Here is a 24,882-nt window from a genome sequence, read left to right as displayed (position 1 = left end):
AAAGGTGATACATATGCTGGCAGCCGAACGACGCAAAAAAATTATAGATCTTGTACATCAGGACAAAAGGGTACTCGTCTCCGATCTCAGCCGGATGTTCGAGGTTACCGAAGAAACGATCCGCAGGGATCTGGAAAAGCTGGAGAAGGACGGCATTCTAAGCCGGACTTACGGCGGGGCGATGCTGAACAGGCATACCAATGAGGATTTGCCCTTTGTGACGCGCAATGCGCTCAACACCGATATGAAACGCAATATAGCGCTTAAGGCGTTGGATCTGATTAACGATGGAGACACACTTATGGTGGACCCCAGCTCTACGGCCTTTGAGTTTCTAAAGCTGCTGGGCAACAAAAACAATCTGACTGTAATCACTAATTCCATTAATATTCTGCATGAGTTCGCGAGCTCCGGCATGAATATCATATCCACCGGCGGTTCTCTGCGCCACCGTTCACTGTCACTGGTCGGCCCGGTCGCCCATGATACCATCCGGCGCTACAACGTGGATACCGCAGTCATCAGCTGCAAAGGCATTGATATGGAGCGGGGAGTTACGGATTCCAACGAGCCGGAATGCGAGCTGAAGAAGCATATGCTGAGCCAGGCCCAGAAGGTTGTGCTTCTCGCCGACCATACCAAATTCGACAAAACAGCGTTCACCAGACTGGCCGAGCTTAGCAGCATTGACGTGCTCATTACCGACCGCCGGCCTGCGGAACCCTGGTTGACACGGCTCGCTGAAGAAAATATCGAGGTATTATACTAAAAAGACCGCCCGGTCCTGCCCTTTGCTGTGCAGGGAACCGGGCGGTCTTGCATATGCTGCTACATCATTCCGCCTTTGGAAAGCATGATATTTAGTATCGCAGTATCGGTATCCGCCAGCCCTTCCTGAACCAGCCGTTCCATGTTGCGGATCGTATCTTCAACCTCTTCGAAAATAACACCATCCTTCGTAGTTGGCGCAATGTTGTTCATCGCCAGTGTGGCTGCCTGGATAGCCGCATTGGTGGAGGTGGAAATTTTCAGTGCACAGGTTGATTTCGCACCGTCGCAGATCATACCTGACAAAGAAGCGATTGTATTCTGTATTCCATGCTTGATCTGCGCAAGGCTGCCCCCCATAAGATAAATAATCCCGCTGTTCGCCCCCACTCCACCCGCAATCCCAGAACCACATAACGGTGAGAGCCGCCCGATGTAATGCTTAATGTGGATGGTGACGAGATTGCTCAGTGCGAGCGCCCGGGCCAGTCTCTCCTCGTCCTTGCCCAAAAGCTCGGCCAGGGCAATCACGGGCAGTGTGCAGGCAATGCCCTGATTCCCGCTGCCGGCCGTTGTCATCACCGGCATGGCGCTGCCGTCCATCCGCGCATCGGAGGCCGCTGCCGTTGCGGCGATGATCCGGCTGGCCACATCATTGCCGAACAGATTCACTACCGACTGCTGGCTCATCTTTTTGCCCACCTGCAGGCCATAATTGCCCCGCAACCCTTCATCGGATATGGCTTTGTTCATTCGGGCACCTTCCAGAAGAAAACGGAGATCCTGGAAAGGAACCGTATCGATAAATTCAAAGATCCGGTCAACAGAACCGGCATAAGCCCCGGAATCCGATTGTCCCGCCTTGCCGCAGTCTGCTTTGGATTTTGGCGGAGTAATCTTTTTCCCGTCCAATGACAGGAAGTCTATATGGGTATGCTCCCCGGCAATAATGGCAGTTGCCGTATGGTTCGGGGAATACACCCGGGCTTCAATATATAATTTCTCGGGAGTATCCTTCAGCTCCACTTCCAGAAGCCCCCGGTCAAGCAGCTCATTGGCCTGCTTCAATTCTGCCGGAGTCAGGTTAGACAAAATTTCGAGCTCTTTATGGGAACGGCCCACTACCGCGCCGAGCGCTGCCGCAATGGGGAGTCCGGTCTGCCCTGTACCGGGAATGCCCACCCCCATAGCATTTTTAATAATATTGCCGCTGAGCTGGAGCCGGATGGATGTGATATCTTCCTCCAGAAGCTCTGCCGCCAACGAAACAGCATAGGCAACTGCAATCGGTTCGGTACATCCTTCAGCCGGAACTACTTCCTTATGCAAAATTTCCAATAAGCTCGACATATGGATTCTCCTACTCTCTTTTTTCTCTGTTCTCTCTGATCCAGAAGTTTATTTCTATATAGTATATCAGCGGCAAGCTCCAGGGAACCCCTCATCTAGTCCGGAACCAGGATTGTGAGAACTGAAATTGACAGGCTTTGGAAAACGTGTTGTAGTAAGAATGAAACAGAATAGTAATTTTTAACATTTTAAGTTATTTATGCATTTTTAAAATTTTATATATTCGGAGGATAACCATGGAACAGCATTCGGAGCAGCATGGAAGCATCATCCGCTACCGCAGCGGCCGGCTCAGCCGGGAAGAGGATACGATTGTGGCGGAGCAACCGGTAACCGTCAAAATCAACGGCGAAGAATTCATTACGCTGGTCTGTACCCCGGAGTATATCGAGGATATGGTGGTCGGGTATTTGGCATCGGAGGGCATTATCCGGGGAATACAGGATATTCAGCAGCTGTGGACACAGGAAGAAGAAGGCTTTGTGCATATAACTACAGACCGCTGGAATCCGCTCCACCGCCAGCTTTTCGCCAAACGTTATGTTACCTCCTGCTGCGGGTCCAGCCGCCACGGATTCGTCTATGTCAATGATGCACGGACCGCCAAAAGCAAAACCGGGGTTCATACCCTGCTTACTTTCGATGATTGCTTCCGCCTTATGGATGAGGTGCTTAGCGGCGCTGAGCTGTTCCACCGGACTGGAGGCGTACACTGTGCCGCACTCTGTAATACGGAAGGGATAGTGCTCTCCCGCAGTGACATTGGACGCCACAATGCGCTGGACAAAATTTACGGGCACTGCCTCAAAACAGGCATCGATCCATCCAATCAGATCATCGCCTTCAGCGGCCGCATTTCCTCGGAGATTCTGCTCAAGGCTGCCAAAATCGGCTGTGAGATTATTTTATCCAAATCGGCTCCTACGGGTCTGGCTGTTGAACTGGCAGAGCAGCTGGGGATCACCGCAGTAGGCTTCATCCGGCAGAATTCCTGCAATGTATACACACACCCCGAACGGATCAGCGACCTGGGACCACTGGAAATGAAACTATAAAACAAGCAATTTCAAGCATAAAGCTCACTGTTCTGTAAATTTACTTTTGTTACAATATTTACAATTCATGTTCAACGTCAAGTGATCATGATTGGACAGCCGAGGGAGGGATGAGCAACGTATCCGATATTGGAACAATTAGCGTCTGGCGGATCTGTGAGTCAGCAGAAATTGGCGGATCTGATCACCCATCTTGATGGAGATCTCCGAAGGCGGCTGCATGATCTGGCCCATAAGGCAAGAATCACAGCCTACGGCACAGCCGTTTATCTGCGCGGACTCATCGAATTCTCAAATATATGCAAACAAAACTGCCTGTACTGCGGCCTGCGCTCCGGTAATAGGGCCTTAAGCCGTTACAGGCTGCTGCCGGAAGAAATTCTGGAGTGCTGCCGGGAGGGCTACGCCTTGGGCTACCGCACGTTCGTGCTGCAAAGTGGTGAAGACGACTGGTATACCACCGAAAAGCTGGTGCAGCTAATCACATCGGTCAAACAGCTGTACCCGGAAGCTGCACTGACACTTTCAATCGGTGAGCGGGATGATGAGAGTTACACAAGGCTGTATGCAACGGGTGCAGACCGTTTTTTGCTGCGTCATGAAACCGCGTCTGCCCTACTCTACCGTGCACTCCATCCGACGATGGAGTATGCGGACCGCCGCGACCGCTTGAGTTCCCTCCAGCGGATCGGCTATCAGGTGGGAGCGGGATTCATGGTCGGGCTGCCCGGGCAGACTGCTGCCGATTTGGCGGACGATCTGCTGTATCTGCAGGAGCTGCAGCCGGATATGATCGGCATCGGCCCTTTTTTGCCGCACCGGGATACGCCGCTAAGGGACGAGCTTCCGGGAACGGTAGAGAACACGCTCGACATGATTGCCCTGGCCCGGCTGATGGTGCCGGGTGCCCTGATTCCGGCGACCACCGCGATAGGCACCGCCCATCCGAACGGACGCGAGCTGGCCCTGCAGGCTGGAGCGAATGTGCTGATGCCCAATCTTTCCCCAATGTCCGTTCGCGCCAAATATATGCTTTACAATAACAAAATCTGTACGGGCGACGAATCCGCCCAGTGCAGGTACTGTCTGGAGCAGCGGGTGAAATCTGCCGGCTTCCATGTGGAAATGGGACGCGGCGACAGCTTGAAGCATCTCTCCCGCTCTCTCCAGGAACATTGATTCCCCTGATCCTAAAGATAAACACAGAAAGAAGTGGATAAGAGTGAGCAAGGTGAATGAACGCCAGACGGCGGATTTTATACAAGACGAGGAAATTAGGGAAGCTTTGCAGTATGGCGAGGAAGCGGCAGCCGATCCGCAGATCATCGCCGCTATCCTGGAAAAAGCAAAGGCCTGCAAAGGTCTAACCTCCCGGGAAGCAGCCGTGCTGCTCCATGTGGAGGACAAGGAAACGCTAGAGCAGCTGTATCAGGTATCGCGGAGCATCAAGGAGCAGATCTACGGCAACCGGATCGTTCTGTTTGCACCGCTGTATGTCAGCAACTATTGTGTTAATAATTGTGTATACTGCGGATACAAGCATTCCAATTCAGAGTTTGAACGCAGCCGTCTGAATGCAGCCGAAATTGCCGAAGAGGTCAAGGTCCTCCAATCGCTTGGACATAAAAGACTGGTTCTTGAGGCCGGCGAAGATCCCCGCAATTGCTCCATCGACTACATTATCGATTGTATCCAGACGATATATGACACTAAGCTCGACAATGGAAGCATCCGGCGGATCAACATTAACATTGCTGCAACCACCGAGGACGATTACCGGAGACTGGCGGAAGCCGGAATCGGCACCTATATTCTGTTCCAGGAGACGTATCACCGGCCCAGCTACCGGTATTACCATCCCCAAGGGCCCAAAACTGATTACGACTGGCACACTACGGCCATGGACCGGGCCATGCGCGCAGGCATAGATGATGTCGGTATCGGAGTTCTGTACGGCCTCTACGACCACAAATACGAGACCATTGCCATGCTGAAGCATGCGGAGCATCTGGAACAGGCGTTCGGCTGCGGCCCGCATACGATCTCTGTCCCCCGCCTGCGCGCGGCCGAGAACGTGAATCTGGACAATTACCCCCATCTGGTCAGTGATGCGGATTTTGCCAGAATCGTAGCGGTGCTGAGAATGGCTGTGCCCTATACCGGGATGATCCTGTCCACTCGTGAGGATTCTGAGTTCCGCGATCAGATCATCAAGCTCGGCATCTCGCAGATCAGCGCGGGTTCTGCGACTGGTGTCGGTGCCTATAGTGTCAATAAGAACAAGGAGGATACTCCGCAGTTCACTGTCGGCGACCACCGCTCGCCCATGGAAATTATTAAAAGCCTGTGCAAGGACGGTTACGTTCCCAGCTACTGCACCGCCTGCTACAGGGAAGGCCGCACCGGCGACCGCTTCATGCAGCTGGCCAAATCAGGCCAGATTCACAATGTCTGCCAGCCCAACTCACTGATGACCTTCCAGGAGTACCTGCTGGATTATGCCGATGAGGAAATGCGGGCCATCGGGGAGCAGACGATCCGTGAGAATCTGGAGCGTATTCCGCGGGAAGGTGTGAGAAAAGCTACTCAGGAGCAGCTGAAGCGGATTCATGCGGGGGAAAGGGATTTGCGGTTCTAGAATGAATATGCCGAGGGAGAACTGACTCAGGGGCTAAAAAAGCAGAGTAATCCACCGGGACTGGTTTAAAGGGAACTAATTTGCACATGTAGGCAGATATTTTCATCTATACCGGAATTGAAAATGGCTGCGCATCCCATCAATGGGCAGCGCAGCCGTTAGCTGGATTGCCTGGGGGAGCCAGGAGTTCTTCTCACGGAATTGACCTTGCCCCCTTGTAATCATATTCCTCCTTGAACCTTGCCGTAAGCCCGGGTGGAGGAAGTGAACCTAGATCTGCCCCCTCTCGTTCCCCGGTGAGTGAAACCTTTTGAACTTGAAAGTGAGGAATGAAGGCAAGCACGCTAATGTGGGTGTGGGTGTGGGTGTGGGTGTGGGTGTGGGTGTGGGTGTGGGTGTGGGTGTGGGTGTGGGTGTGATGTAAATGCTGATTAGGATGCTTGATGTGGATGTGACGTGGATGTGAATGCCAATGGGGATGTTTGATGAGGATGAGACGTGGGTGTGAATGGGGATGCTTGATGTGGATGTGACGTGGATGTGAATGCAATGAGGATGCTTGATGTGGATGAGATGTCGATGCGAATTTCGATCAAATTAGGTAGAACATGCATTCTATTGCACTTAATGCAGCAGATGAGCCTTAAATCGGCCGAAATGATCAATCTATTGCACTTTGTACATTAGAATTTGCTGGAAAAGCTGTTTTCGACTCCACACCCGGAAATCTGTTGTACAAAATGCAGCAGAATACGATTCGACGCAAAATAATTAGCATTCTGTTGCACGAAATACAGCAGAATACGGCTCGACGTAGACTAATAAGCACTCTATTACACAAAATACAGCAAAACACGAATCGACGCAGGACAATAAGCATAAGTAACCCTAACCAGGCCTAGGCCCATTCGTACCTTTCAGTAGAAATCGCTTTAATTACCTCTTCTAATTCCATCTTGTAACTTCCGCTAATCGGTTTCAGCTAATCTAAGTTCACTAATTCCACCCCGCTCCCCCGCTGCTCGCAAACAGTACACCTGCCTTAACCCCAACGAAGGAATAGCACAATTGGCTATAATAAAAGAGTAATGAGATCCAATTAATCAGAGTCTCATTACTCTTGAATTCAAAACAGATGCCGCCTGCTTCAGACTATAGGCAGGGACAAGGTATCCGTCCCCCGATTTTGGCGGGTATTGCCGGAGCCGCCTTCCTCCCAAGCCAGCATAGCCGACGGGAACATCTCAATGGCCCGGGGAAAAACACCCTGGACATAGGCGATAAACACTCCGTAATTGACTATCGGCACACCAGCTGCTTCCGCTTCGTCCAGTCTCCGCAGCATCGCCCGGCGGTTCAGCATACAGGCACCGCAGTGGATGATCAGCGAATACTGCTCCAGATCCGCCGGGAATTCACTGCCTGCTGCGTGGTCGATCGTCAGTTGCCTGCCCGTGATCTCCCGCAGCCAGCGGGGAATCTTGACTGAGCCGATGTCATCGGACTGACGGTGATGCGTGCAGGCTTCGGCAATCAGGACCCGGTCACCGTCTTTCAGTCTGGCGATGGAGCGTGCACCGCTCACCAGCCGGGGAAGATCCCCTTTATACCGGGCGAACAGAATCGAGAATGAAGTAAGCGGCACATCCGGCGGTGTATCCGCCTGAACCTTCAGAAACACCTGTGAATCCGTGATGACCACACGCGGCTTGCCGGTCAATTGGGACAAGGTATGGCTCAGCTCCTGCTCCTTAGTAACCACAGCCAATGCATCACATTCCATAATATCGCGGATGGTCTGCTGCTGAGGGAGAATCAGCCTTCCCTTCGGGGCGGCCTTGTCAATCGGCACCACCAGCACGGCCACATCGCCGGGACTCAGCAGATCCCCGACCAGCCGGAAACGCTGCTCCTCCTGGGCGAGCCTTTCTGCTGCCGCCCTCTTCAGCGCCCCGATTCCGCTTCCGCTCAAGGTGCTGACCGGGAACAGCCGGATGGAAGAGCCGGCCTCCAGCCGCGAGGCCATCTGGTTGCACCGTTCTTCGAGCGACGGCGGGTCTGAAGTGATCTTATCGATTTTATTCAGTACAATCATTACATTGGTTCCAGCCGCGGCCAGTTTCTGCAGCAGCTCCCGCTCGAAATCCCCCGCTCCTGCCTCTGCGTCAACCACCAGGACCGCCAGATCTGTTTTTTTCAGAACATGCAGGGTCTGGCGGATACGCTGCTCACCAAGTTCCCCCGTGTCGTCCAGACCGGCAGTATCGATCAGCACGACCGGACCCGCCGGGAGCAGCTCCATGGGACGGTACACGGGATCCGTTGTTGTCCCGCTTACCGGGGAAACGATCGACACTTCCTGTCCGCAGAACGCATTGATCAAACTGGATTTGCCGGCATTGCGGCGGCCAAAAACGGCGATATGCGCTCGTTCTCCACGCGGAGTATCATTCACGCTCATTCTGGGATGAGCCTCCTTCCATGTTCAGCACCGGACTGTCCGCTGCGGCCGGGAATTCCCGGCTTGGTTACCTCCAGCGGATGCAGCACCTCTTGAATCTGTTCCAAGGTCATCCATCCGCCCTCCAGCAGAAGCTGCTCCAGAGGACGGCCGGAAGCGGCCGCCGCCTTGGCAAGTGCTGCCGCATTGTCATAACCAAGATAGGTTATCGTGGCGGCAGCCAGCACCCCAGAACGCTCCACATGCTCACGGCACCGGTGTTCATCCAGTTTGAGGCCGCTTAAGCAGCGTTCCCGGAACAGCGGAATGCCGTGGAGCAGCAGCTCCAGGGATTCCAATAAGGCCTCGGCAAGTACTGGAGTGAACGCGTTCAACTCCAATTGACCGCTTGCAGCCGCTAACGTTACAGCCGTATCGCCTGCGATGACCCGCATCGCTACAGAGCCCAGCATCTCGGCGATGACCGGATTCACTTTCCCCGGCATGATTGAAGAGCCCGCCTGAACGGCCGGGAGAATATATTCACCGATCCCTCCGGCGGGACCGGAAGACAGCAGCCGGAAGTCATTTGAAATCTTCAGCAGATTGACTGCTGCAGCCTTGAGCAGACCGGATACTTCCACGAATACATCCATGTTCTGAGTCCCGTCCATCGGAAAATCGCTGCGGCAAAGGCCCAGCCCTGTTAGCTCGCGCAGTTCATCAGCTATGGCATAAATATACGTTAGCGGCGCGTTCATCCCCGTCCCTACAGCCGTTCCTCCGATATTGATTTCCCGCAGGCGTTCCTCGGCCTTGTACAGCCGCCAGCGGTCCCGTGCAGCTGCCTTGGCATAGGCCCCGAAGGATTGTCCCGCCAAAATCGGCAGGGCATCCATCAACTGGGTCCTTCCAAGTCTCAGCAGGTCCGCATATTCATGTTCCTTCGCCTGGAACGCTTCCTGAAGTGAAGCCAGCTCCTCGGCCAGCTGCCGCAGGAGCGGGATGACCGCAATGCGCAGCGCAGTGGGATAGACATCATTCGTTGACTGATGAAGGTTCACATCATCAATGGGATGGACGATGCTGTAATCGCCTTTCGACCCGCCCAAGAGCTCAATGGCACGGTTGGCAATAACCTCGTTCACATTCATATTGCTGCTGGTTCCCGCTCCCCCTTGATAGGCATCAACGATCAAATGCGCATCCAGACTGCCGTCCAGAATCTCTTCACATGCCGCGAGAATAGCCTGCACCTTCTTCTGCGGCAAAGCATGATTTCGCCCGTTCACCTTGGCTGCAGCCTGTTTGACTCTGGCGATCGCATGCATCAGCTTCGGGTTCGCCGGCCGTCCTCCGGCCGCAAAATTCTCCTTCGCCCGCGCGGTATAAATGCCATAATAAGCATCCTGCGGAACGGGCAGGCTGCCCAGAGCATCACGCTCCAGCCGGTACGCTGAATCATCCGTCATCTATGTTTCACCCGCCAATCTGTGACATTTGGCGGACGGTATTCTCCTGAACCGGCTGCACTATGCCGCGCGCCTTAAGCCCGTCCGGCATTTCATGCCGCCCGGGCTTGTTCTCCAGCGACCGCAGGAACAATTGCTTGAGCTGCTCAGCCTTCCCGATATACGGTTTTACATTCCATTCGTCATTCCAGTACAGGCAGGGCTTGATATGACCGCTGGCCGTGATGCGCAGGCGGTTGCAGCTCATGCAGAAATGCCTGCTGACCGGGTCGATCAGCCCGAATTGTCCCGCCGCACCCTCAATGCGGTAATACCGGGCTGGCCCCGAATCTGTTGTGTTCATAGTTAAGTCATGTTCATGCGCTGCCCCATGACCGGGATCATCTGAACTGACCGGCTCAAACGCCCAGCCTGCCCTGGAACAGCGCTCCAAAATTCCGCTAAGCGGCATATATCCCGCTTGCCAGCCCTCCGTTCCCCGGCCGATCGGCATATATTCAATGAACCGGATATCCAGGGGATACTTCAGGGTCAATTGCAGAAAGGATTCGATTTCATCGTCGTTTACCCCTTGCATGACAACCATATTCACTTTGACCCGTTTGAAGCCTGCATCCAAGCTGCTGCCAATGGCATGGAGCACCTTCCCGACATCCCCTCCGCCGGTAATCCTGGCGAAGCGTTCCGGCAGGAGGGAGTCCAGACTGATATTGACATCGGTCAATCCGGCTTCACGCAGCACCCGGGCCTTGGAAGCAAGCAGCATTCCATTCGTTGTAAGACCTATGCGCTCAATTCCGTTTACCGCATGCAGACGGGCTACCAGCTCCTCTAACCGCGGGCGCAGAAGCGGTTCACCGCCGGTAAGCCGCACCTTGGTTACACCCATATCTGCAAGCACGGCTACCACTGAGGCAATTTCATCAAAGGTCAGCGGCTCCGGTGAAGAAGCTGCGCCTGCCTGGTCCGGTCTGCAATACTCACAGGACAGATTGCAGCGTTCCGTTACGGAGATGCGTACATAATTGTGTATACGGCCAAAGGAATCGGCCAAAGCCTGGGCATCAGACAAGACATTCACCTTGCTTTCTAATGTGGATCAATTCAGAACCGGATAAGTCCGCCAAACTGCTGAAGTGTCTGTGCACTGGCCGCCCTTTTGGCAGCGGTGTCCATGGTTACATCATCGGGAACCACAAGCTGAAGCGCGTGTGTGGGACATATCTGTACGCATGCCGGACCGTTCCCGCTCTCTTCACACAAATCGCATTTGCTGGCAACCAGCCGCTCCTTGCGCGCCCACACACCGTTTGTATTCGAGCGAAGTCCAGGCTGTACCTGCTTCTGCCCGCCCCGGAACTCAGGGACCATAGCAATCGCTCCGAATGGGCAAACCAGCATACAGGTCTTGCAGCCGATACAGGTATCCTGGTTGATCGAGATACTGCTGCCTATATTGGTTATCGAGCCATTCGGACATACATTGGCGCAAGGAGCATCCTCGCATTGGCGGCACTGCACCGGGGCGGTGACCTGATCGGTCTCCATTACCCTCAGCCGCGGATAAAAGTCCGGATTCTCTTCCTGCTGCAGGAACATGTTATCCGCAGAATGGGCGGACACACAAGCCACCTCACAGGTGTGGCAGCCAATGCACAGACCAGGATCGGCGATAACAAAACTGTTCATAATTTTCCTCCTTCACGCCCAGCGCTTATTGGGGAGACTTCTTTCTCCCTGGATTGATACTTCGTATGGAGCAGATGATGGGGTACATGGCCCAGCGGCTCACCCAGGAAATCCTTATACAGCTTGATAATGGCCGGATTCTCATGTGATTTCCGCACCTGCTGATGGGAATCATGGCGGTAGACCGAGCTTTTTCTGGCCTGATAGGCTGTCTTGCGCAGGGTCTCCAGCAGCAGCTTGGGCTGTCCGCCTCCGCTGACACAACCCTCCGGACAACCCATCACTTCAATAAAATGATAAGGACAATGGCCTGCCTTCACCTGGTTCAGTATCTCTGACACATGTTTCAGCCCGGCAACGACAGCCACCTTCAGTTCCAGCTCGCCCAGCTGGACCGTTGCCGTACGAAGGCCCTCTTCGCCCCGGACAAAATCTAACTGGAGGTTCGGGATTGTCTCATGCGTCACCAGTTCATATCCGGTGCGGATGGCCGCTTCCATCACCCCGCCGGTGACCCCGAAGATCGATCCCGCCCCGGAATATAAGCCCAGCGGTGAATCAAACGGTTCATCCGGCAGGTTCACAAAGTCTATGCCTGCATCTTTAATCAGGTGGGCCAGCTCCCGGGTAGTGATGACCACATCGACTTCCCGGAGCCCGTCAACCTCCATCTCTTCACGGCTGCACTCAAACTCCTTGCAGGTGCAGGGCATGACCGCCACACTGTAAATCTTAGCCGGGTCCACCCCGTCCTGCTTGGCGCCATAGGTTTTGACGAGCGCACCGACCATTTGCATCGGCGACTTGCAGCTCGACAGATGGTCAAGCAGCTCCGGCGCAGCCGTCTCTGCATGCTTGACCCATGCCGGGCAGCAGGACGTGAACATGGGCAGGCGCTCACCCGACATCACCCTTCCGATCAGCTCCGTCCCTTCCTCCATAATCGTAACGTCCGCACCGAAGTTAGTATCATAAATCCGGTCAAACTTCAGCCGCCGCAGGGCGGCAGCCATTTTGCCCGGCGTCAATGTGCCCAGAGGCAGGCCGAATTCCTCGGCCAGCGAGACTCTTATGGCCGGTGCGCATTGCACCACCTTATACAGCGCCGGATTTGCCAGCGCACGCTTGACTCCAAGCGCTTGACCGGTGGAATAGGCTGCAAACAAAGGCTCCCGCACACTTGGCAGCTGGCCCCTCTGCAGCCGCTTGGCCTTCAGGCTATCCGCAGACTCCAGATGGTCCGGCGCATAAGCGGTGCAGATCTGCACGCACTGTCCGCAGATTACGCAGCGGTGCGCATCTACCTCCTGGGGCTGGCCCGGCTCGCCGGTAATGGCATCCACCGGGCAGACTGCTGCGCAGCGGCGGCAGCCGGTGCACAGCTCTGGATCAATATGAATGATGGGCTCACTAGACAGCATTAGGATATCCCCCCTTCTCTGTTCAAGCTGCGGGAGCTGCCTGTTCCCCCCTCAACCAGCCGCAGCGCCTTTTCCGGGCAAACGGCAACACAGGCGGGGAAGGGATTACGGTCTCGAGCTGCGGCGGCTGTAGACCTCCCGCCGCCGGCATCCTCCCCGGCAGCAGACCCTCCGGGAATTTCCGTATTTCTGCACAGATCACATTTGTAGGCAGTGATCCGGGTTTTGCGCTGCAGCTTGCTGTCCCGGCGTTCCTGAAGCAGCGGCTGCGGCAGCTCCGCTCCGCCGCTGTACGCCTTGTACAGGCTGATTGCCCCGAACGGGCAGGCCAGTGCACAAGCCTTGCAGCCGATGCAGGCCTCCGCGTCGATGGCAATGACTCCGTCCTGCTGGCGGATTGCCTGAACCGGACAGGCTCCGGCACAAGGGGCATTCTCGCATTGCCGGCATTGAACCGGCATGGTGAAGCTGTCGGTGCGGATCACATACAGCCGGGGCAGAACCGGCATCGTGACAGTGCCGACTGCGGTGCCCACACCGTTGTCACGGTTATGCACCGCGAAGCAGGCCAGCTCACAGGCCTTGCAGCCGATGCATTTGGCGGCTTCGGCAATAACCAGCGAATTGGAAGAGGCACGGTTCATTCCGGTACCGCCCCCACCAGCATCTGCTTTCTCAGCTCCGCGTACTGTTTGCGGATCGAAGCTTCGGCCTGGGCCTGGTCGGATATCGCTTCAAGCCGGACCGCGCAGTATTTAAATTCCGGTGTCTTGGAGACCGGGTCCAGATAATCAACCGTCAGCTCATTGCAGGCTCCGATCCAGAAATGATAGGTCATGTAAGTTGCACCTTTTTTGATCCGGCTGCTGACCTGCGCCCTGGCCATGATTTGCCCCCGCCGCGAATAGACCTGCACCAATTCGCCGTCCGCAATGCCATGCTCCGCTGCATCCTCCAGGCTGATCTGGATGTTCCCCGGCTCATCAGACAGCTGGCTGAGCGCCCGGCAATTGCCGGTCATCGTGCGCACGGAATAATGCCCAACCTCCCGGACCGTGGAGAGGGTCAAAGGATATTCGGCATCCGGCTGCTCCAGCGGCGCTCTCCATTCACAGGCGAACAGCTGTCCTTTGCCGCTTGGCGTGGTAAAACGGTTCCCTTGGTACAGATAAGGGGTCCCCGGATGATCCTCGGAAGGACAGGGCCACTGAACTCCTCCAAGTGCTTCCATCTTACTGTAGCTGGCTCCGGCGAAGCTCGGACACAGCTTCCGCATCTCATCCCAGATTTCCTCGGAATTCTTATAAGCCATCGGATAACCCATGGCCGTAGACACTTCACTGATGATTTGCCAGTCCGGCTTCACCCCGGCCGGCGGCTCAACCGCCTTGCGGATGCGCTGGAAGCCCCGGTCGGCCGAAGAATAGACGCCGTCATGCTCGCCCCAGGAGGTGGCAGGCAGAATCACATCAGCGTGCAGCGCCGTTTTGTTCATGAAGATATCCTGGACAATCACCAGCTCCAGCTGATCCAGCGCCTCCCGCAGCTCGGCGGCATTCGGATCGCTCTGCACGGGATCTTCACCGAAGATATAGTAAGCCTTGATTTTGTTCTCCTTCAGGATGAGATGCGGCACCTCCGTCAGCCGGTAACCTGTCTTATCCGGGAGGGGTGTGCCCCAGGCCTTCTCGAATTTCTTGCGGATTTTGGCATCCTCCACAGACTGGTAGCCAGGATAGACATTAGGCAGCGCGCCCATGTCGCAGGAGCCCTGCACATTATTTTGGCCGCGTACCGGACCGATACCGACACTTTCCCTGCCGAAATGTCCGGTCAGAAGGGCAAGCGAAGCCAATCCCTTGACCACGTCCACGGCTTGGGCAAACTGGCATACCCCCATTCCGTATAGAATCATCGCTTTGTCAGATTTAGCATATTGGCGCATCACCTTGCGGATATCTGACGCGCGCACACCGGTTATACTCTCTGCATATTCAGGTGTATATTTCTCCACATTCGCCTTGTATTCCTCAAAGCCCTGAACGAAATTGGAGACATAATCCTTGTCATACAGCTCCTCTTCAACAAGCACATGGCCAAAAGCGTTCACCAGCGCCATGTTCGTTCCGCCCTTCAGCGGCAGCCAGGTATCGGCAATCCGCGCCGATTCGGTCTTCCGGGGGTCTGCAACAATCAGCGTGGCCCCCTTCTGTTTCGCTTTTACAATTCTTCTGGCCACAATCGGGTGGGTAACGGCAGCATTATAGCCAAAGATCAGCAGCAGATCGGTGTTTTCAATTTCCGGAATCGAATTGGACATCGCCCCGTCTCCCAACGAATACGTCAGTCCCGCAACAGACGGACCATGACAGACCCGCGCACAGTGGTCGATATTATTCGTCCCGATGGCCGCCCGCATGAACTTTTGCATGACATAATTGGCCTCATTGCCCGGACCTCTGGCCGAGCCCGTGCCCATAATCGCATCCGGTCCGTATTTCTCCTTGATCGCGCTCAGCTTCTCCGCCGTAAATCCTATCGCCTCTTCCCACGACACCTCTTGAAGCACACCTTCCTTGCGGATCATAGGCTTGCGGAGGCGGGAGGTCAGCAGCTGCGGATCATTCAGGAAATCCCAGCCGTAATGGCCTTTCAGACAAAGATTTCCCTCGTTCGTCCGGCCATCTGCAGGCTCTGCGCCCACGACCTGTCCATTCTCGACCAGCAAATACAGCTGGCAGCCGCTGCCGCAATAAGGGCATACTGTTAATATTTTATTTTCCATCTCTTGTCACCTCTTCTTGTGAATTTTTGCACAATATTTGCAACAAAAAACAAGCCAATACAAAGCATACTGTTCCATACACCGTGTAATGGCTTATTAAAAAGCGAAGTGACCCAAGGTCCTTTCTCTCTAATCAAACCGATTTATTAAGTTGTATGATGACGCTCCGGCCTTCATGATACAGATCACAAAGTCTCCAAGAATATGAAAACCTGCAGCCTACCGTCTCTATCAATTCCTCCATAAAACCGCGCTCCAAATAAGGCTTCAGCACCTTCCAATACTCTTCAACAAGATCAGCTGCGCCCTCCTTAAGCAGAATTTCCGACAGACTGGAGAGTATCCCCTTGATTTCAATGGTGATCTGCGACTCATTATCCAGCCTCACCTTCACATTCTCCGGCCCTTTCCCCCGGTAATGCTTCACAATCTTCACGGCAAGTCTTCTAATCTTCTCCTGGTATTCAAAATCAGCCTCAGACATGCAAACACCCTCACGTGAGCATTCCTTTATATGGAATATCTTATAAGCAATTCATATGTTAAACCCATCCATAAATGTTGTCAATTGATAAAATCGCTCCGTATTAATGAAGTCCGCTGTTTGCCTTTCACTGGTTAAGGTTCTGCTGGTGCAAAATATTGGAGTTCTCACTGCTGTGTGTCCAGACTCCCCAAGTTGGGCTGGCGCCCGTTGGAGCGCTAATTGTATTTCGTGCAATTAAAAGCGGACGTATCCGCTTTTTTTCAGCGCTAAATGTATTCTGTACCGTTAAAAATGGTGTTTGACTGCGTGTTTGTTGATTGAGCGCGATTGAAGTGTACGAAATACAGTTAGCTTTGCTTTGGAGCCAATATCAGCCCATTGAGTTGCACAAAATACAGTTACCGTTTGGACACAGCCCTCCACAAATAAACAGGCAATTGCTGAGCTTTAACTACATTACTCACCTTATGGAGAGGAGATGTTCGCCGGAAAAGCAAAAAACCCGCAGAGCCGGAAATCTGCAGGTCTTCAGGATCGATAATAAGCCCAATAAAAAAGCATAAATCTCTTAAGTCCGGTACGGCTTATTCCTTCGTTTCCACAGCATGGCCGCCGAACTCATTGCGCAGGGCCGCAACGACTTTGCCGGTGAAGGTGTCCGTCTCCAGCGACCGGTAGCGCATCAGGAGCGCCATGGCGATAACAGGAGTTGCAGCCTGGAGATCGAACGCAGTTTCCAGCGTCCACCGGCCTTCCCCGGACGAATGCATAACCCCTTTTATCTCCTCCAGCTTGGCATCCTTGGAAAAGGCGCGTTCCACCAGTTCCATCAGCCAGGAGCGGATGACGGAACCATTGTTCCATACCCTTGCCACCTGTTCGAAATTATAATCGAACCCGCTTTTCTCCAGCACCTCGAAGCCTTCTCCAATGGCAGCCATCATCCCGTATTCAATCCCGTTATGGACCATTTTCAAAAAATGTCCGCTGCCCGGCTTGCCGGCAAACAAATATCCGTTCGGAACTGCTGTGTCCCTGAAGACCGGCTCGGCAACCGCCCAGGCCTCCTCATCGCCTCCGACCATGTAACACGCCCCGTTGCGCGCACCTTCCATTCCTCCGGAAGTTCCTGCATCCAGGAAGTAGATTCCCTGCTGCGCAAGCTCCCCGTGGCGGCGGATAGATTCATTATAGCGGGAATTCCCGGCCTCAATAATAATGTCTCCCTTGGATAACAGCGGCGCCAGCTCTTCAATTACAGAATCGACAAACGCATGCGGCACCATAATCCAGGCGATCCGCGGCGCTTCCAGCTTGGAGATCAGCCCGGCCAGACTGCCTGCTCCAGCCGCACCTTTGGACTCAAGCTCCGCAACCGCCTCCCGGTTTACATCAAACGCAACAACCTCGTGCCCATGGTCCAGCAGATTCCGGCCCAGATTGGAACCCATTTTTCCTAAACCAATCAATCCGACTTTCATGAATATACCCCTCCGTTTGTGTTAGTTAACCTGGAATTTCTCATGCTCCCGGACGTACAGCTTCCGAATCCGCAGCATGAACGGCAGTAATACTATTATGTACATCAGACGTTGGTTCATCCAGCCACCAGTGGGCATCGCCCAGCAGCGCATCATAAATAAGGTTCTCATAGGCTTCCGGCAGCTCCGGATTGGCCGAATCATGTCTGATGCTTACAGGCTCAAGCTGTCCTATACTCGAAATAATCAAAATAAGCCGCTTTCGCCTGCTGATCCAGATCCTGGGCGCAGATTCCGGCATAGGCACCGGTGAAGCCCAGCTTGCCCCCGTATTCATCCGACAGTGTGCCTAAATCAAGCGGTGTGCACATGGCGGTCCAGATTTCTCCATCCGGGGAAGCATAGAACATGATGTCCCGGCCTTCGATTACAGCCTTCAGGTAGTAGCGGTCCCAATCCTTCACAGAAATTTGCATCGGAGTGACCTCATCGTATTTTCCTGCCCTGCACATTACAACGCCAAGGCATACCCCTCTAATTTCGTCGGCGGTCACCCGCAGGTAATAGTAATCACTGTCGTCATAATAAAGGACCAGCCCGGCCATTTGCATGAAGGTATCCGGTTCGAACTCCAGACAGGTAGACACCGTGCAGGCAAAATGCTGAATCGGACGCCCTATCAGACTCTGGTCATGCAGCGAGGCCAGCGATTCCCTGCCCCGCAGGCGCAAGAAGCCGGGACGTTCGGTGAGGCTGACCCAGGAGGGGTCAAACGGCACCCGCAGGCTCTGGTAGGGATACCCCAGCGTATCGCAATCAAAATCATCCCGCTCGGGCAATTCCGGGAACGGATGCGGCGGCAGGTCCGGCGCTGCTACCGTCAGCGCAGGCAGCTTGCCGCCATGGGCCAGGCGCAGCCAGCCGTCTTCCGTCCAGACCACGCGCTGGATGGCTGTTTCCCGGCCCAGCGGATTCATCGTTCCGGTTCCCGGGATGGGACGCGTGCACAGATGGGCCATGTACCACTCGCCGGCCGGTGTCTCCACCAGTGAGCCATGACCGGCCTGCTGGAAGGCAAAGGTCAGATCGTGCGCAGTGGTCATGACCGGATAATCCGGATCGGTCTCATAAGGGCCGGTCCGGCTGCGGCTGCGGGCGAGCGTGACCATGTGATTAATGCCCGTCCCGCCTTCTGCGACAAGCAGGTAGTAATAGCCGTTTCTCTGATAAAGCTGCGGCCCTTCCGTTACGCCGGCAGGCGTCCCTTTGTACAGCTCATGGACAGGTCCGGTCAAGCTGCGGCTTTCAGGATCATACTGCTGCATGATTATACCGGAGAAATTACTGTGCTGTTTGCGGAAATCCCAGCGCATATTCAGCAGCCATTTGGTACCGTCGGCATCATGGAACAGGAAGGGATCGAAGCCGCTGCCGTTCAGCCGTACCGGATCGCTCCAGGGTCCCAGGATACCTGCAGCGGTGATGAGATAATTATGCAGATCCTTATAGACACTTTTACGTGACTTCACATCGGTAAAGAGTAAATAATAGATCCCGTTATCGTATGAAAGTGCCGGCGCCCAGATCGAGCCGGAGCTTGGGTTGCCGCGCAGATCTGCCTGCGATGACTCGGTCAGGACACGGGCAAGCGGGTGCCAATGCACCAAATCACGGGAATGGTGGATTTCCACTCCCGGGAACCACTCGAAGGTGGAGGTGGCGATATAATAATCATCCCCGACACGCAGAAAAGACGGATCAGGATGAAAACCCGTCAGGACCGGATTAACGATGGTTGAAGCCATAAATTTTACCCTCCTAATATTCGCTGTGCAACTATGCTTTTCATTAACTGTTCTCCGTTTTATTGTAGCGGTTACAGCTGTAAAAAGTTATACTGGGTAATACGGAAATGTTTATATTTTGTCATGATGGAGGCCTTATGAAACAGCTGTTCGAACCTGTCATTTTTACGGACCGCAAGTCGCTGATTTGGGACTATCAGATATATACCGACGATCATTACAAAGGGTACTACCATTGGCACCAGTGCTGCGAGGTCATGTACGTTCACGGCGGCCAGGGCAATGTTGTCGTGAACCAGCAGATGTACGAAATCCGCTCCGGGATGCTGTTCTTTTTCCAGCCCTACCAGCTGCACCGGATTTATTCCGAGGTCTCCCGCGAGTGTCCCTTTGTGCGCACGATTTTTTATATCGATCCGCACACCGCCGAGAATCTGCTGTCGGGCTTTGCCAAACGCAAGGCGATCTTCTCCGCTCTTTGGCAGGGTGAAAATACCTATTGCGGTTTTGATCTGAGCGGCAGCGCCGCAGCGGTTGATTGGATCTACAAGAATTACAACCTGTGCCGCAACAGCGCTATGGAGGAAGACACCGAAGATATTACGATGCTGCTCCTTCAGCTGCTGAGCTGTCTCGGAACCGGGGAGAACTCCCTTATTCAACCCGAGGAGCGGCGGAACCTCCGCTATTCCGAGCAGATTATGAACTGGATCGAGGAGCACTACCAGGAAGAAGTTAAGCTGGAGCAGCTTGCCGCCGAGACACATTTGTCCAAGTCCTATGTCTCCAGAGTCTTTCATCATGAAACGGGCGGACGCCTGGTGGACTACCTTACGGCCCGGCGGATCAAACAGGCTTGCCGTCTGCTTAGCACAACCGATATGCCGGTCGAACAGATCGGCATCGCAGTCGGTTTTCCGAACGCCTCCTACTTCAACCAGCTCTTCAAAAGAGTCCTCGGAACCACGCCCCTGAAGTACAGAAAAAACAATTAAGACGTTTACTCACGCTTGAACACCACATTGTGCGCATAGGTATTCAACAGAATGAGGTCTGTGCGCGCATTTTCTACCAGTTCCCCGCCCATCTGCAGGTTGATGAATTGCACCCCGTTCACGCCCCGGTCTTCATCGTACCCGTAAATCCGCGAAGGATGGACCCCGCCTCCGCTAAAGCTGACATTGCGAAAGGTCACTTTTTCAATCCCCGTACCCGGCTCAGGGTTGTAATCCTTGTTCATCACCACCCGCAGATCAAACAGCTGTCCCTGCTCGATCCATTCAACCCGGATGTTGCTGTACAGCACGTTCCGTACCGTATTGCAGTCGCCCGCATTAATCGCCAGCGCTCCCCAATAGTTCTCCTGCGGCTCATGATGCTCCAGAATGTCAATGTTTTCGTACACGATATTTTCAATGATGTCTCCGCCCCGCCGGTGATCGCCGTGTGTGCCTATCATAAGCGGGTGGGCCACATCCGCCCACAGAACCGAATCGCGTACGCTGATGTTGCGGCTGTCCCCGGAGTAATCCCATCTGGAGCCGTAAATGGCGATGCAGTCATCTGAATTGCGCATGAATACATCCCGGATAGCAATCTCACTGCTGGACATGATGTCTATGCCGTCACTCCAGCCGCGTGTGCTGAAAGATTTGAAATTCGTGACTGTAATATCCGTAGACTGGCCGATAAAAATACTGTAATGCGGCGGATCGATCACCGTAATGCCTTCAACACTGATCCGGCGCGAGAAAACAATCTTCACCCCGCGAAAAGCGGAAAACCGGTGGAAATCCGCCAAATACACCACACCCCGGCCACGAATCTCCACATCCTCCACCCGTTCACAAACCAAAGAACCGGCAAAGGCCGCACCGCCAGCCAAATAGATGACTGTTCCGGATGGAACTGCAAATACGGTTTCTTCTATGTAATGGGTTCCGGGGGCAAAATAAAGCGTTTGCGGCAGTCCGGTCTCCTGGTCTTCCGTCCGCTTCAGTAATGCGAGGAGATCCGGAGAACGGTGGATGCCCGGCTGAACCAGATGGACTCCTGCCCCATCCGGCTGCGGTGCCCCAACCTCCAAGGGATTGGCAAAAAGGTGCAGATTCCGGAAACGGCCGCCGTTAATCTCCACCGAAAGCTTTTGCGGCCCGTTCAGCTTGAAGCTGATTTTGCGCCCGTCATGACTACAGACTACTGAGCGTGCGGCTGGGGAAATATTCACATGTTCAATCTCAGTATAAAGACAGTCAATTTCAACCTCTGCTTCGCCCTCCACATCAAAAAAAGCCATCGACGCCGGACGCACCTCATGCATGTCAACTTTAACCTCATACACAAAAAGCGGCTGCCATCGGCCTCCCGCTGTTCTTACCTTAACCCGGTAATCCTCCCGCCCCGGAATATATTTCGGAGCCTCATACACCTGCAGCTGATTCATTCTCAACTAACCTCCCTGGATATGTCCTGTGATGAGTATACCGCCCTCTCCCACTCCGTAGTTTGGCTGGGTTATACAGAAATGTTGATATTTTGTCGCGGTAAAAGCGCTGCCATTGTTCAACAGGATATCTGAACTCCTTCAGAAAGGATGACAAGATTTCGATATTTTGGGATATCAAATTGCAACTTTCTTCAATGGCTTCACGATATACTCAGGACACAATCTTAAATATTGGAGGCATCCGCAATGAGTACAGCGTATTGGCAGGAAATAATGGACAGACTGGATACGAAGGTAACACGCATGGCAGCGCAAATCGGCGGCAAATGCCCGCATTATGCCGGTGCAGACGGCAAATATGATGATATGGCTTCCGACTGGTGGACCACCGGCTTCTGGCCCGGCCTTCTCTGGATCATGCATGACATGACCGGAAAAGAACTATATAAGGAAGCGGCCTGGCATTGGGACGCAACTCTGGAGGAATGGTTCGTTAAACCGACGGTGGAGCTGCATCATGATGTGGGTTTTCAGTTTCTGCCTACGGCCGTCATCAAGCATACGCTGACTGGCGACGAGGACGGGCTGCGCAGAGGGATTGAGGCCGCCAACTTCCTGGCCGCCCGTTATAATCCAGCAGGCAAATTCATCCGCGCCTGGAATGAAGACAAATATGGCTGGGTCATCATCGACTGCATGCTGAATATCTCGCTGCTCTTCTGGGCCAGCAAGGTTACCGGTGATCCTCGCTACAAGCATATTGCGGTCAGCCATGCGGAAACTGCCATGCAGTACGGTGTCCGCGAGGATGGCTCCACGAAGCATATCCTTTCCTTCGATGCCGAAACCGGCGCCTATATTGAGAACTTCGGCGGACAGGGTTATTCGCCGGAATCCTGCTGGAGCCGCGGAGCCGCTTGGGGTCTGTACGGATTCGTCAATACGCACCGCCATACCGGGGATGAACGCTTCTTGAATACCGCCAAGCGGATTGCCCATTACTTCATCGCTGCCCTGCCGGACGATCAGGTTCCCTATTGGGATTTCCGTACCGGAAATGACGGGCGCAAGTACAAGGACAGCTCGGCTGCAGCGATCGCCGCTTCAGGCCTGCTGGAGCTAGCCGATGTTGTCCCGCTGGGCGAAAAAAGCCTGTACGCCAATGCCGCAGAACGCATCCTTCGCTCCCTGACTGAGAATTATGCTACCTGGGACCAACCGGAGCATGAAGCGGTCCTCACCAAAGGTACAGGCAGCGGGGACTCCTTCATCGAAGTCTCGCTGATTTACGCAGACTACTATTATATTGAAGCAGTTGCGAAGCTGAACGGGTGGAAGCACCGGATATTCTAGTTCAGGTTCTGCTCCTGAATGAGCAGCATTCATCCGGAAGCTTGCAGCTGTAGACACAGCAATCGCCTTGTCCCCGAAATGGAGGGCAAGGCGATTGGTCTTCATGTTAAGCTGGGAGGCCGCTCACTATGTAATAAATCCCCCGGTAAACTGTTGCGTTTATAGTGGAATTCTACGAATTCCGGACTAATTTCTAAAAGATTCGTAACCGCATCCGCCTCGGTAGCGGCTTTGGTATCGGGAGTGGCTTGCCTCTTCTATGCTTTTTTTAGCCTAAATTTTATAGGGCAGTAGATTCTCCACTTTCATCTCTATCCCAGCAGCCAAGCCAATGCCAATGCCTCACTGCCGAACACCCGGAAGTTCTCGCCTTTGTTCAATTCGGTCAGCAGTTCTTTGAATCTGCCTTGAGTGGTCTCCTCCGTGCGGATTACGGCCGCAGCCTTGATGTGATAGTTGATCAATTTCTGCAGCGCTGTTCCTGCCAGGCCTGTTCTGAGATTATAAAATTCGTCGGAAAGCGTTCCTTCGTGGAGCAGCAGCTTATAGCTGTTATGCTCAAAGCACACCGAGATAAGATCGAGCACGTCCTGCTCTGTGCGCAGTGGCTGACCATCAGGGTGGCAGAGAATATAGCCCTGCCCTTCTTTTTGAATTGATTCCATCTTCATATCCATTACCTCCTGCTCAAGTTAGCCCCAGCTCATGACGCAATTCCGCAAGCCAGGTCAATTCATTGTTATAGGTTGAAATCAGATTGCTGTGAATCAGCTTCCATAGCGTGATCCCTTTCGCATTCCCTTCGTTTACATAATGATCGCTGCCAGCCTGGCCTTTCAGAAGCAATAACTGTGTGCGCACTTCCTGCTCATATCCCGCCAGCAGCGCGTTCAATTCATCCGGGTTCAGCAGATCCGCCCAAGCAAGCTGGATAAGAAAAGTCTTCTTGAACTCCGGCGGCTCCGGTGGAGTAAGCACCCACTTCCGCAGCTCGTCGAGGCCGGCGGATGTGACGGTATAAATTTTTTTGGAGGGCGAGCTGTCCTGGTGCAGGACCTCATTGGTTACAAAACCCGCATTCAGCAGCTCCAATAGCGCTTTGTAGATTTGATTGTTATTGCCGGACCAATACAGGAATGAGGATTCCTGTATGAGCTTTTTGAGATCATACCCGGTCATCGGCTTATGGCTCAGCAGTCCCAGAATAGCGTGATTGATTGAGATAAGACCCACCTCCACTTCAGTATCATATGTTAACTGTATCATATGATATCCAGGAAGTCGACAATGACTTTAGATTTTAGACTTGTTAGACTGTAGACTGTAGACTGTAGAGTGTAGAGTGTAGATTTTTGTTTTTTGATTTTTGATTTTTGTTTTTTGCTTTTTGATTTTTGTTTTTTGCTTTTTGTTTTTTGCTTTTTGCTTTTTGCTTTTTGCTTTTTGCTTTTTGCTTTTTGCTTTTTGCTTTTTGCTTTTTAATTGTAGATTGTAGATTGTAGATTGTAGATTGTAGACTTTAGCTTCAGACTTCAGGTTTCAGATTTATGAATGTATAGATATATATTACAACCAACAGGAACAGAACGGTTGCGCCGTCCCCCACGGGACAGTGCAGCCGTCTTGGATTTCAGTCTAGCGTTTCCTGGTGAACGAATTAAGATGACTCCTACGGCAACTCCAAGTGGAAAA

The 24,882-nt window shown here is 53.6% G+C and carries 21 protein-coding genes; 6 read left to right on the top strand and 15 right to left on the bottom strand.

Going from position 1 to position 24,882, the window contains the following annotated elements:
* Positions 1 to 13: 13 nt before the first annotated feature.
* A complete protein-coding gene (locus tag BLQ82_RS28300; protein WP_062518951.1) occupies positions 14 to 769 on the top strand; it encodes a DeoR/GlpR family DNA-binding transcription regulator in 756 nt (251 codons plus the stop codon).
* Positions 770 to 828: 59 nt separating this feature from the next.
* Here the strand turns inward: BLQ82_RS28300 and BLQ82_RS28295 are convergent, their stop codons facing one another.
* The gene (locus BLQ82_RS28295; RefSeq protein ID WP_062518953.1) at positions 829 to 2,118 is read right to left on the bottom strand and encodes an L-cysteine desulfidase family protein; all 1,290 of its coding nucleotides are present in this window, start codon (positions 2,116 to 2,118) and stop codon (positions 829 to 831) included.
* Positions 2,119 to 2,354: 236 nt separating this feature from the next.
* Between BLQ82_RS28295 and fdhD the strand changes: the two genes are divergently transcribed.
* The 3 genes from fdhD to hydG all read left to right on the top strand — a co-directional run bounded on the left by fdhD (position 2,355) and on the right by hydG (position 5,811).
* Complete coding sequence (gene fdhD / locus BLQ82_RS28290) at positions 2,355 to 3,173, top strand: formate dehydrogenase accessory sulfurtransferase FdhD (protein ID WP_062518955.1); 819 nt, start codon at positions 2,355 to 2,357, stop codon at positions 3,171 to 3,173.
* A gap of 126 nt (positions 3,174 to 3,299) precedes the next feature.
* Positions 3,300 to 4,352, top strand: a complete 1,053-nt coding sequence (gene hydE, locus BLQ82_RS28285; protein WP_167529907.1) for a [FeFe] hydrogenase H-cluster radical SAM maturase HydE — start codon at positions 3,300 to 3,302, stop codon at positions 4,350 to 4,352.
* A 43-nt stretch (positions 4,353 to 4,395) separates the two neighbouring features.
* Positions 4,396 to 5,811: a [FeFe] hydrogenase H-cluster radical SAM maturase HydG gene (gene hydG / locus BLQ82_RS28280; RefSeq protein WP_062518956.1), complete on the top strand. Its 1,416-nt coding sequence runs from the start codon at positions 4,396 to 4,398 to the stop codon at positions 5,809 to 5,811.
* Between the two features lie 1,147 nt (positions 5,812 to 6,958).
* On the opposite strand, the gene hydF is transcribed toward hydG, so the two are convergent.
* The 11 genes from hydF to BLQ82_RS28225 all read right to left on the bottom strand — a co-directional run bounded on the left by hydF (position 6,959) and on the right by BLQ82_RS28225 (position 19,391).
* Entirely contained in the window at positions 6,959 to 8,272 is a 1,314-nt protein-coding gene (gene hydF, locus BLQ82_RS28275) for a [FeFe] hydrogenase H-cluster maturation GTPase HydF (protein WP_074648755.1), read from the bottom strand.
* On the bottom strand, positions 8,269 to 9,723 hold the full coding sequence (locus BLQ82_RS28270; RefSeq protein ID WP_074648752.1) for an aspartate ammonia-lyase: 1,455 nt from the start codon (positions 9,721 to 9,723) through the stop codon (positions 8,269 to 8,271). The genes hydF and BLQ82_RS28270 overlap by 4 nt, the downstream gene beginning before the upstream one ends.
* Before the next feature lie 7 nt (positions 9,724 to 9,730).
* Positions 9,731 to 10,795 (bottom strand): GTP 3',8-cyclase MoaA, encoded by a 1,065-nt coding sequence (gene moaA / locus BLQ82_RS28265; protein WP_062520484.1) that lies wholly within the window; start codon positions 10,793 to 10,795, stop codon positions 9,731 to 9,733.
* A 32-nt stretch (positions 10,796 to 10,827) separates the two neighbouring features.
* On the bottom strand, positions 10,828 to 11,412 hold the full coding sequence (locus BLQ82_RS28260) for a 4Fe-4S dicluster domain-containing protein (protein WP_062520483.1): 585 nt from the start codon (positions 11,410 to 11,412) through the stop codon (positions 10,828 to 10,830).
* Positions 11,409 to 12,833 carry a [FeFe] hydrogenase, group A gene (locus tag BLQ82_RS28255; RefSeq protein ID WP_062520481.1) on the bottom strand — a complete coding sequence of 475 codons (1,425 nt, stop codon included), beginning with the start codon at positions 12,831 to 12,833 and terminating at the stop codon, positions 11,409 to 11,411. Before BLQ82_RS28255 ends, BLQ82_RS28260 begins: the two co-directional genes overlap by 4 nt.
* Positions 12,833 to 13,477 carry a 4Fe-4S dicluster domain-containing protein gene (locus BLQ82_RS28250; protein WP_062520479.1) on the bottom strand — a complete coding sequence of 215 codons (645 nt, stop codon included), beginning with the start codon at positions 13,475 to 13,477 and terminating at the stop codon, positions 12,833 to 12,835. The genes BLQ82_RS28255 and BLQ82_RS28250 overlap by 1 nt, the downstream gene beginning before the upstream one ends.
* Positions 13,474 to 15,618, bottom strand: a complete 2,145-nt coding sequence (gene fdhF, locus BLQ82_RS28245; RefSeq protein WP_074648750.1) for a formate dehydrogenase subunit alpha — start codon at positions 15,616 to 15,618, stop codon at positions 13,474 to 13,476. The genes BLQ82_RS28250 and fdhF overlap by 4 nt, the downstream gene beginning before the upstream one ends.
* Before the next feature lie 133 nt (positions 15,619 to 15,751).
* Positions 15,752 to 16,102: a Na-translocating system protein MpsC family protein gene (locus tag BLQ82_RS28240; RefSeq protein WP_062520475.1), complete on the bottom strand. Its 351-nt coding sequence runs from the start codon at positions 16,100 to 16,102 to the stop codon at positions 15,752 to 15,754.
* Between the two features lie 587 nt (positions 16,103 to 16,689).
* Positions 16,690 to 17,586, bottom strand: a complete 897-nt coding sequence (gene gnd, locus BLQ82_RS28235) for a phosphogluconate dehydrogenase (NAD(+)-dependent, decarboxylating) (RefSeq protein WP_074648748.1) — start codon at positions 17,584 to 17,586, stop codon at positions 16,690 to 16,692.
* Positions 17,587 to 17,626: 40 nt separating this feature from the next.
* A complete protein-coding gene (locus tag BLQ82_RS28230; protein ID WP_062520471.1) occupies positions 17,627 to 17,836 on the bottom strand; it encodes a hypothetical protein in 210 nt (69 codons plus the stop codon).
* Positions 17,808 to 19,391, bottom strand: a complete 1,584-nt coding sequence (locus BLQ82_RS28225; RefSeq protein WP_062520469.1) for a glycoside hydrolase family 43 protein — start codon at positions 19,389 to 19,391, stop codon at positions 17,808 to 17,810. The genes BLQ82_RS28230 and BLQ82_RS28225 overlap by 29 nt, the downstream gene beginning before the upstream one ends.
* A 137-nt stretch (positions 19,392 to 19,528) precedes the next feature.
* Between BLQ82_RS28225 and BLQ82_RS28220 the strand changes: the two genes are divergently transcribed.
* Positions 19,529 to 20,386: an AraC family transcriptional regulator gene (locus BLQ82_RS28220; protein ID WP_062520467.1), complete on the top strand. Its 858-nt coding sequence runs from the start codon at positions 19,529 to 19,531 to the stop codon at positions 20,384 to 20,386.
* Between the two features lie 5 nt (positions 20,387 to 20,391).
* Here BLQ82_RS28220 and BLQ82_RS28215 read toward each other — a convergent pair whose 3' ends face one another.
* The gene (locus tag BLQ82_RS28215) at positions 20,392 to 21,834 is read right to left on the bottom strand and encodes a glycosyl hydrolase family 28 protein (protein ID WP_062520465.1); all 1,443 of its coding nucleotides are present in this window, start codon (positions 21,832 to 21,834) and stop codon (positions 20,392 to 20,394) included.
* A gap of 249 nt (positions 21,835 to 22,083) precedes the next feature.
* Here BLQ82_RS28215 and BLQ82_RS28210 point away from each other — a divergent pair, with 249 nt between their 5' ends.
* Positions 22,084 to 23,190 carry a glycoside hydrolase family 88 protein gene (locus BLQ82_RS28210; protein WP_062520463.1) on the top strand — a complete coding sequence of 369 codons (1,107 nt, stop codon included), beginning with the start codon at positions 22,084 to 22,086 and terminating at the stop codon, positions 23,188 to 23,190.
* A gap of 311 nt (positions 23,191 to 23,501) precedes the next feature.
* On the opposite strand, the gene BLQ82_RS32890 is transcribed toward BLQ82_RS28210, so the two are convergent.
* Positions 23,502 to 23,861, bottom strand: a complete 360-nt coding sequence (locus tag BLQ82_RS32890; RefSeq protein ID WP_062520462.1) for a DUF4180 domain-containing protein — start codon at positions 23,859 to 23,861, stop codon at positions 23,502 to 23,504.
* 16 nt (positions 23,862 to 23,877) lie between these two features.
* Positions 23,878 to 24,456 carry a PadR family transcriptional regulator gene (locus tag BLQ82_RS32885; protein ID WP_062520460.1) on the bottom strand — a complete coding sequence of 193 codons (579 nt, stop codon included), beginning with the start codon at positions 24,454 to 24,456 and terminating at the stop codon, positions 23,878 to 23,880.
* Positions 24,457 to 24,882 lie beyond the last annotated feature (426 nt).

The organism is Paenibacillus jilunlii (assembly GCF_900102965.1).
Lineage (GTDB): Bacteria > Bacillota > Bacilli > Paenibacillales > Paenibacillaceae > Paenibacillus_AQ > Paenibacillus_AQ jilunlii.
This window is presented reverse-complemented; position numbering and strand designations above follow the sequence as displayed.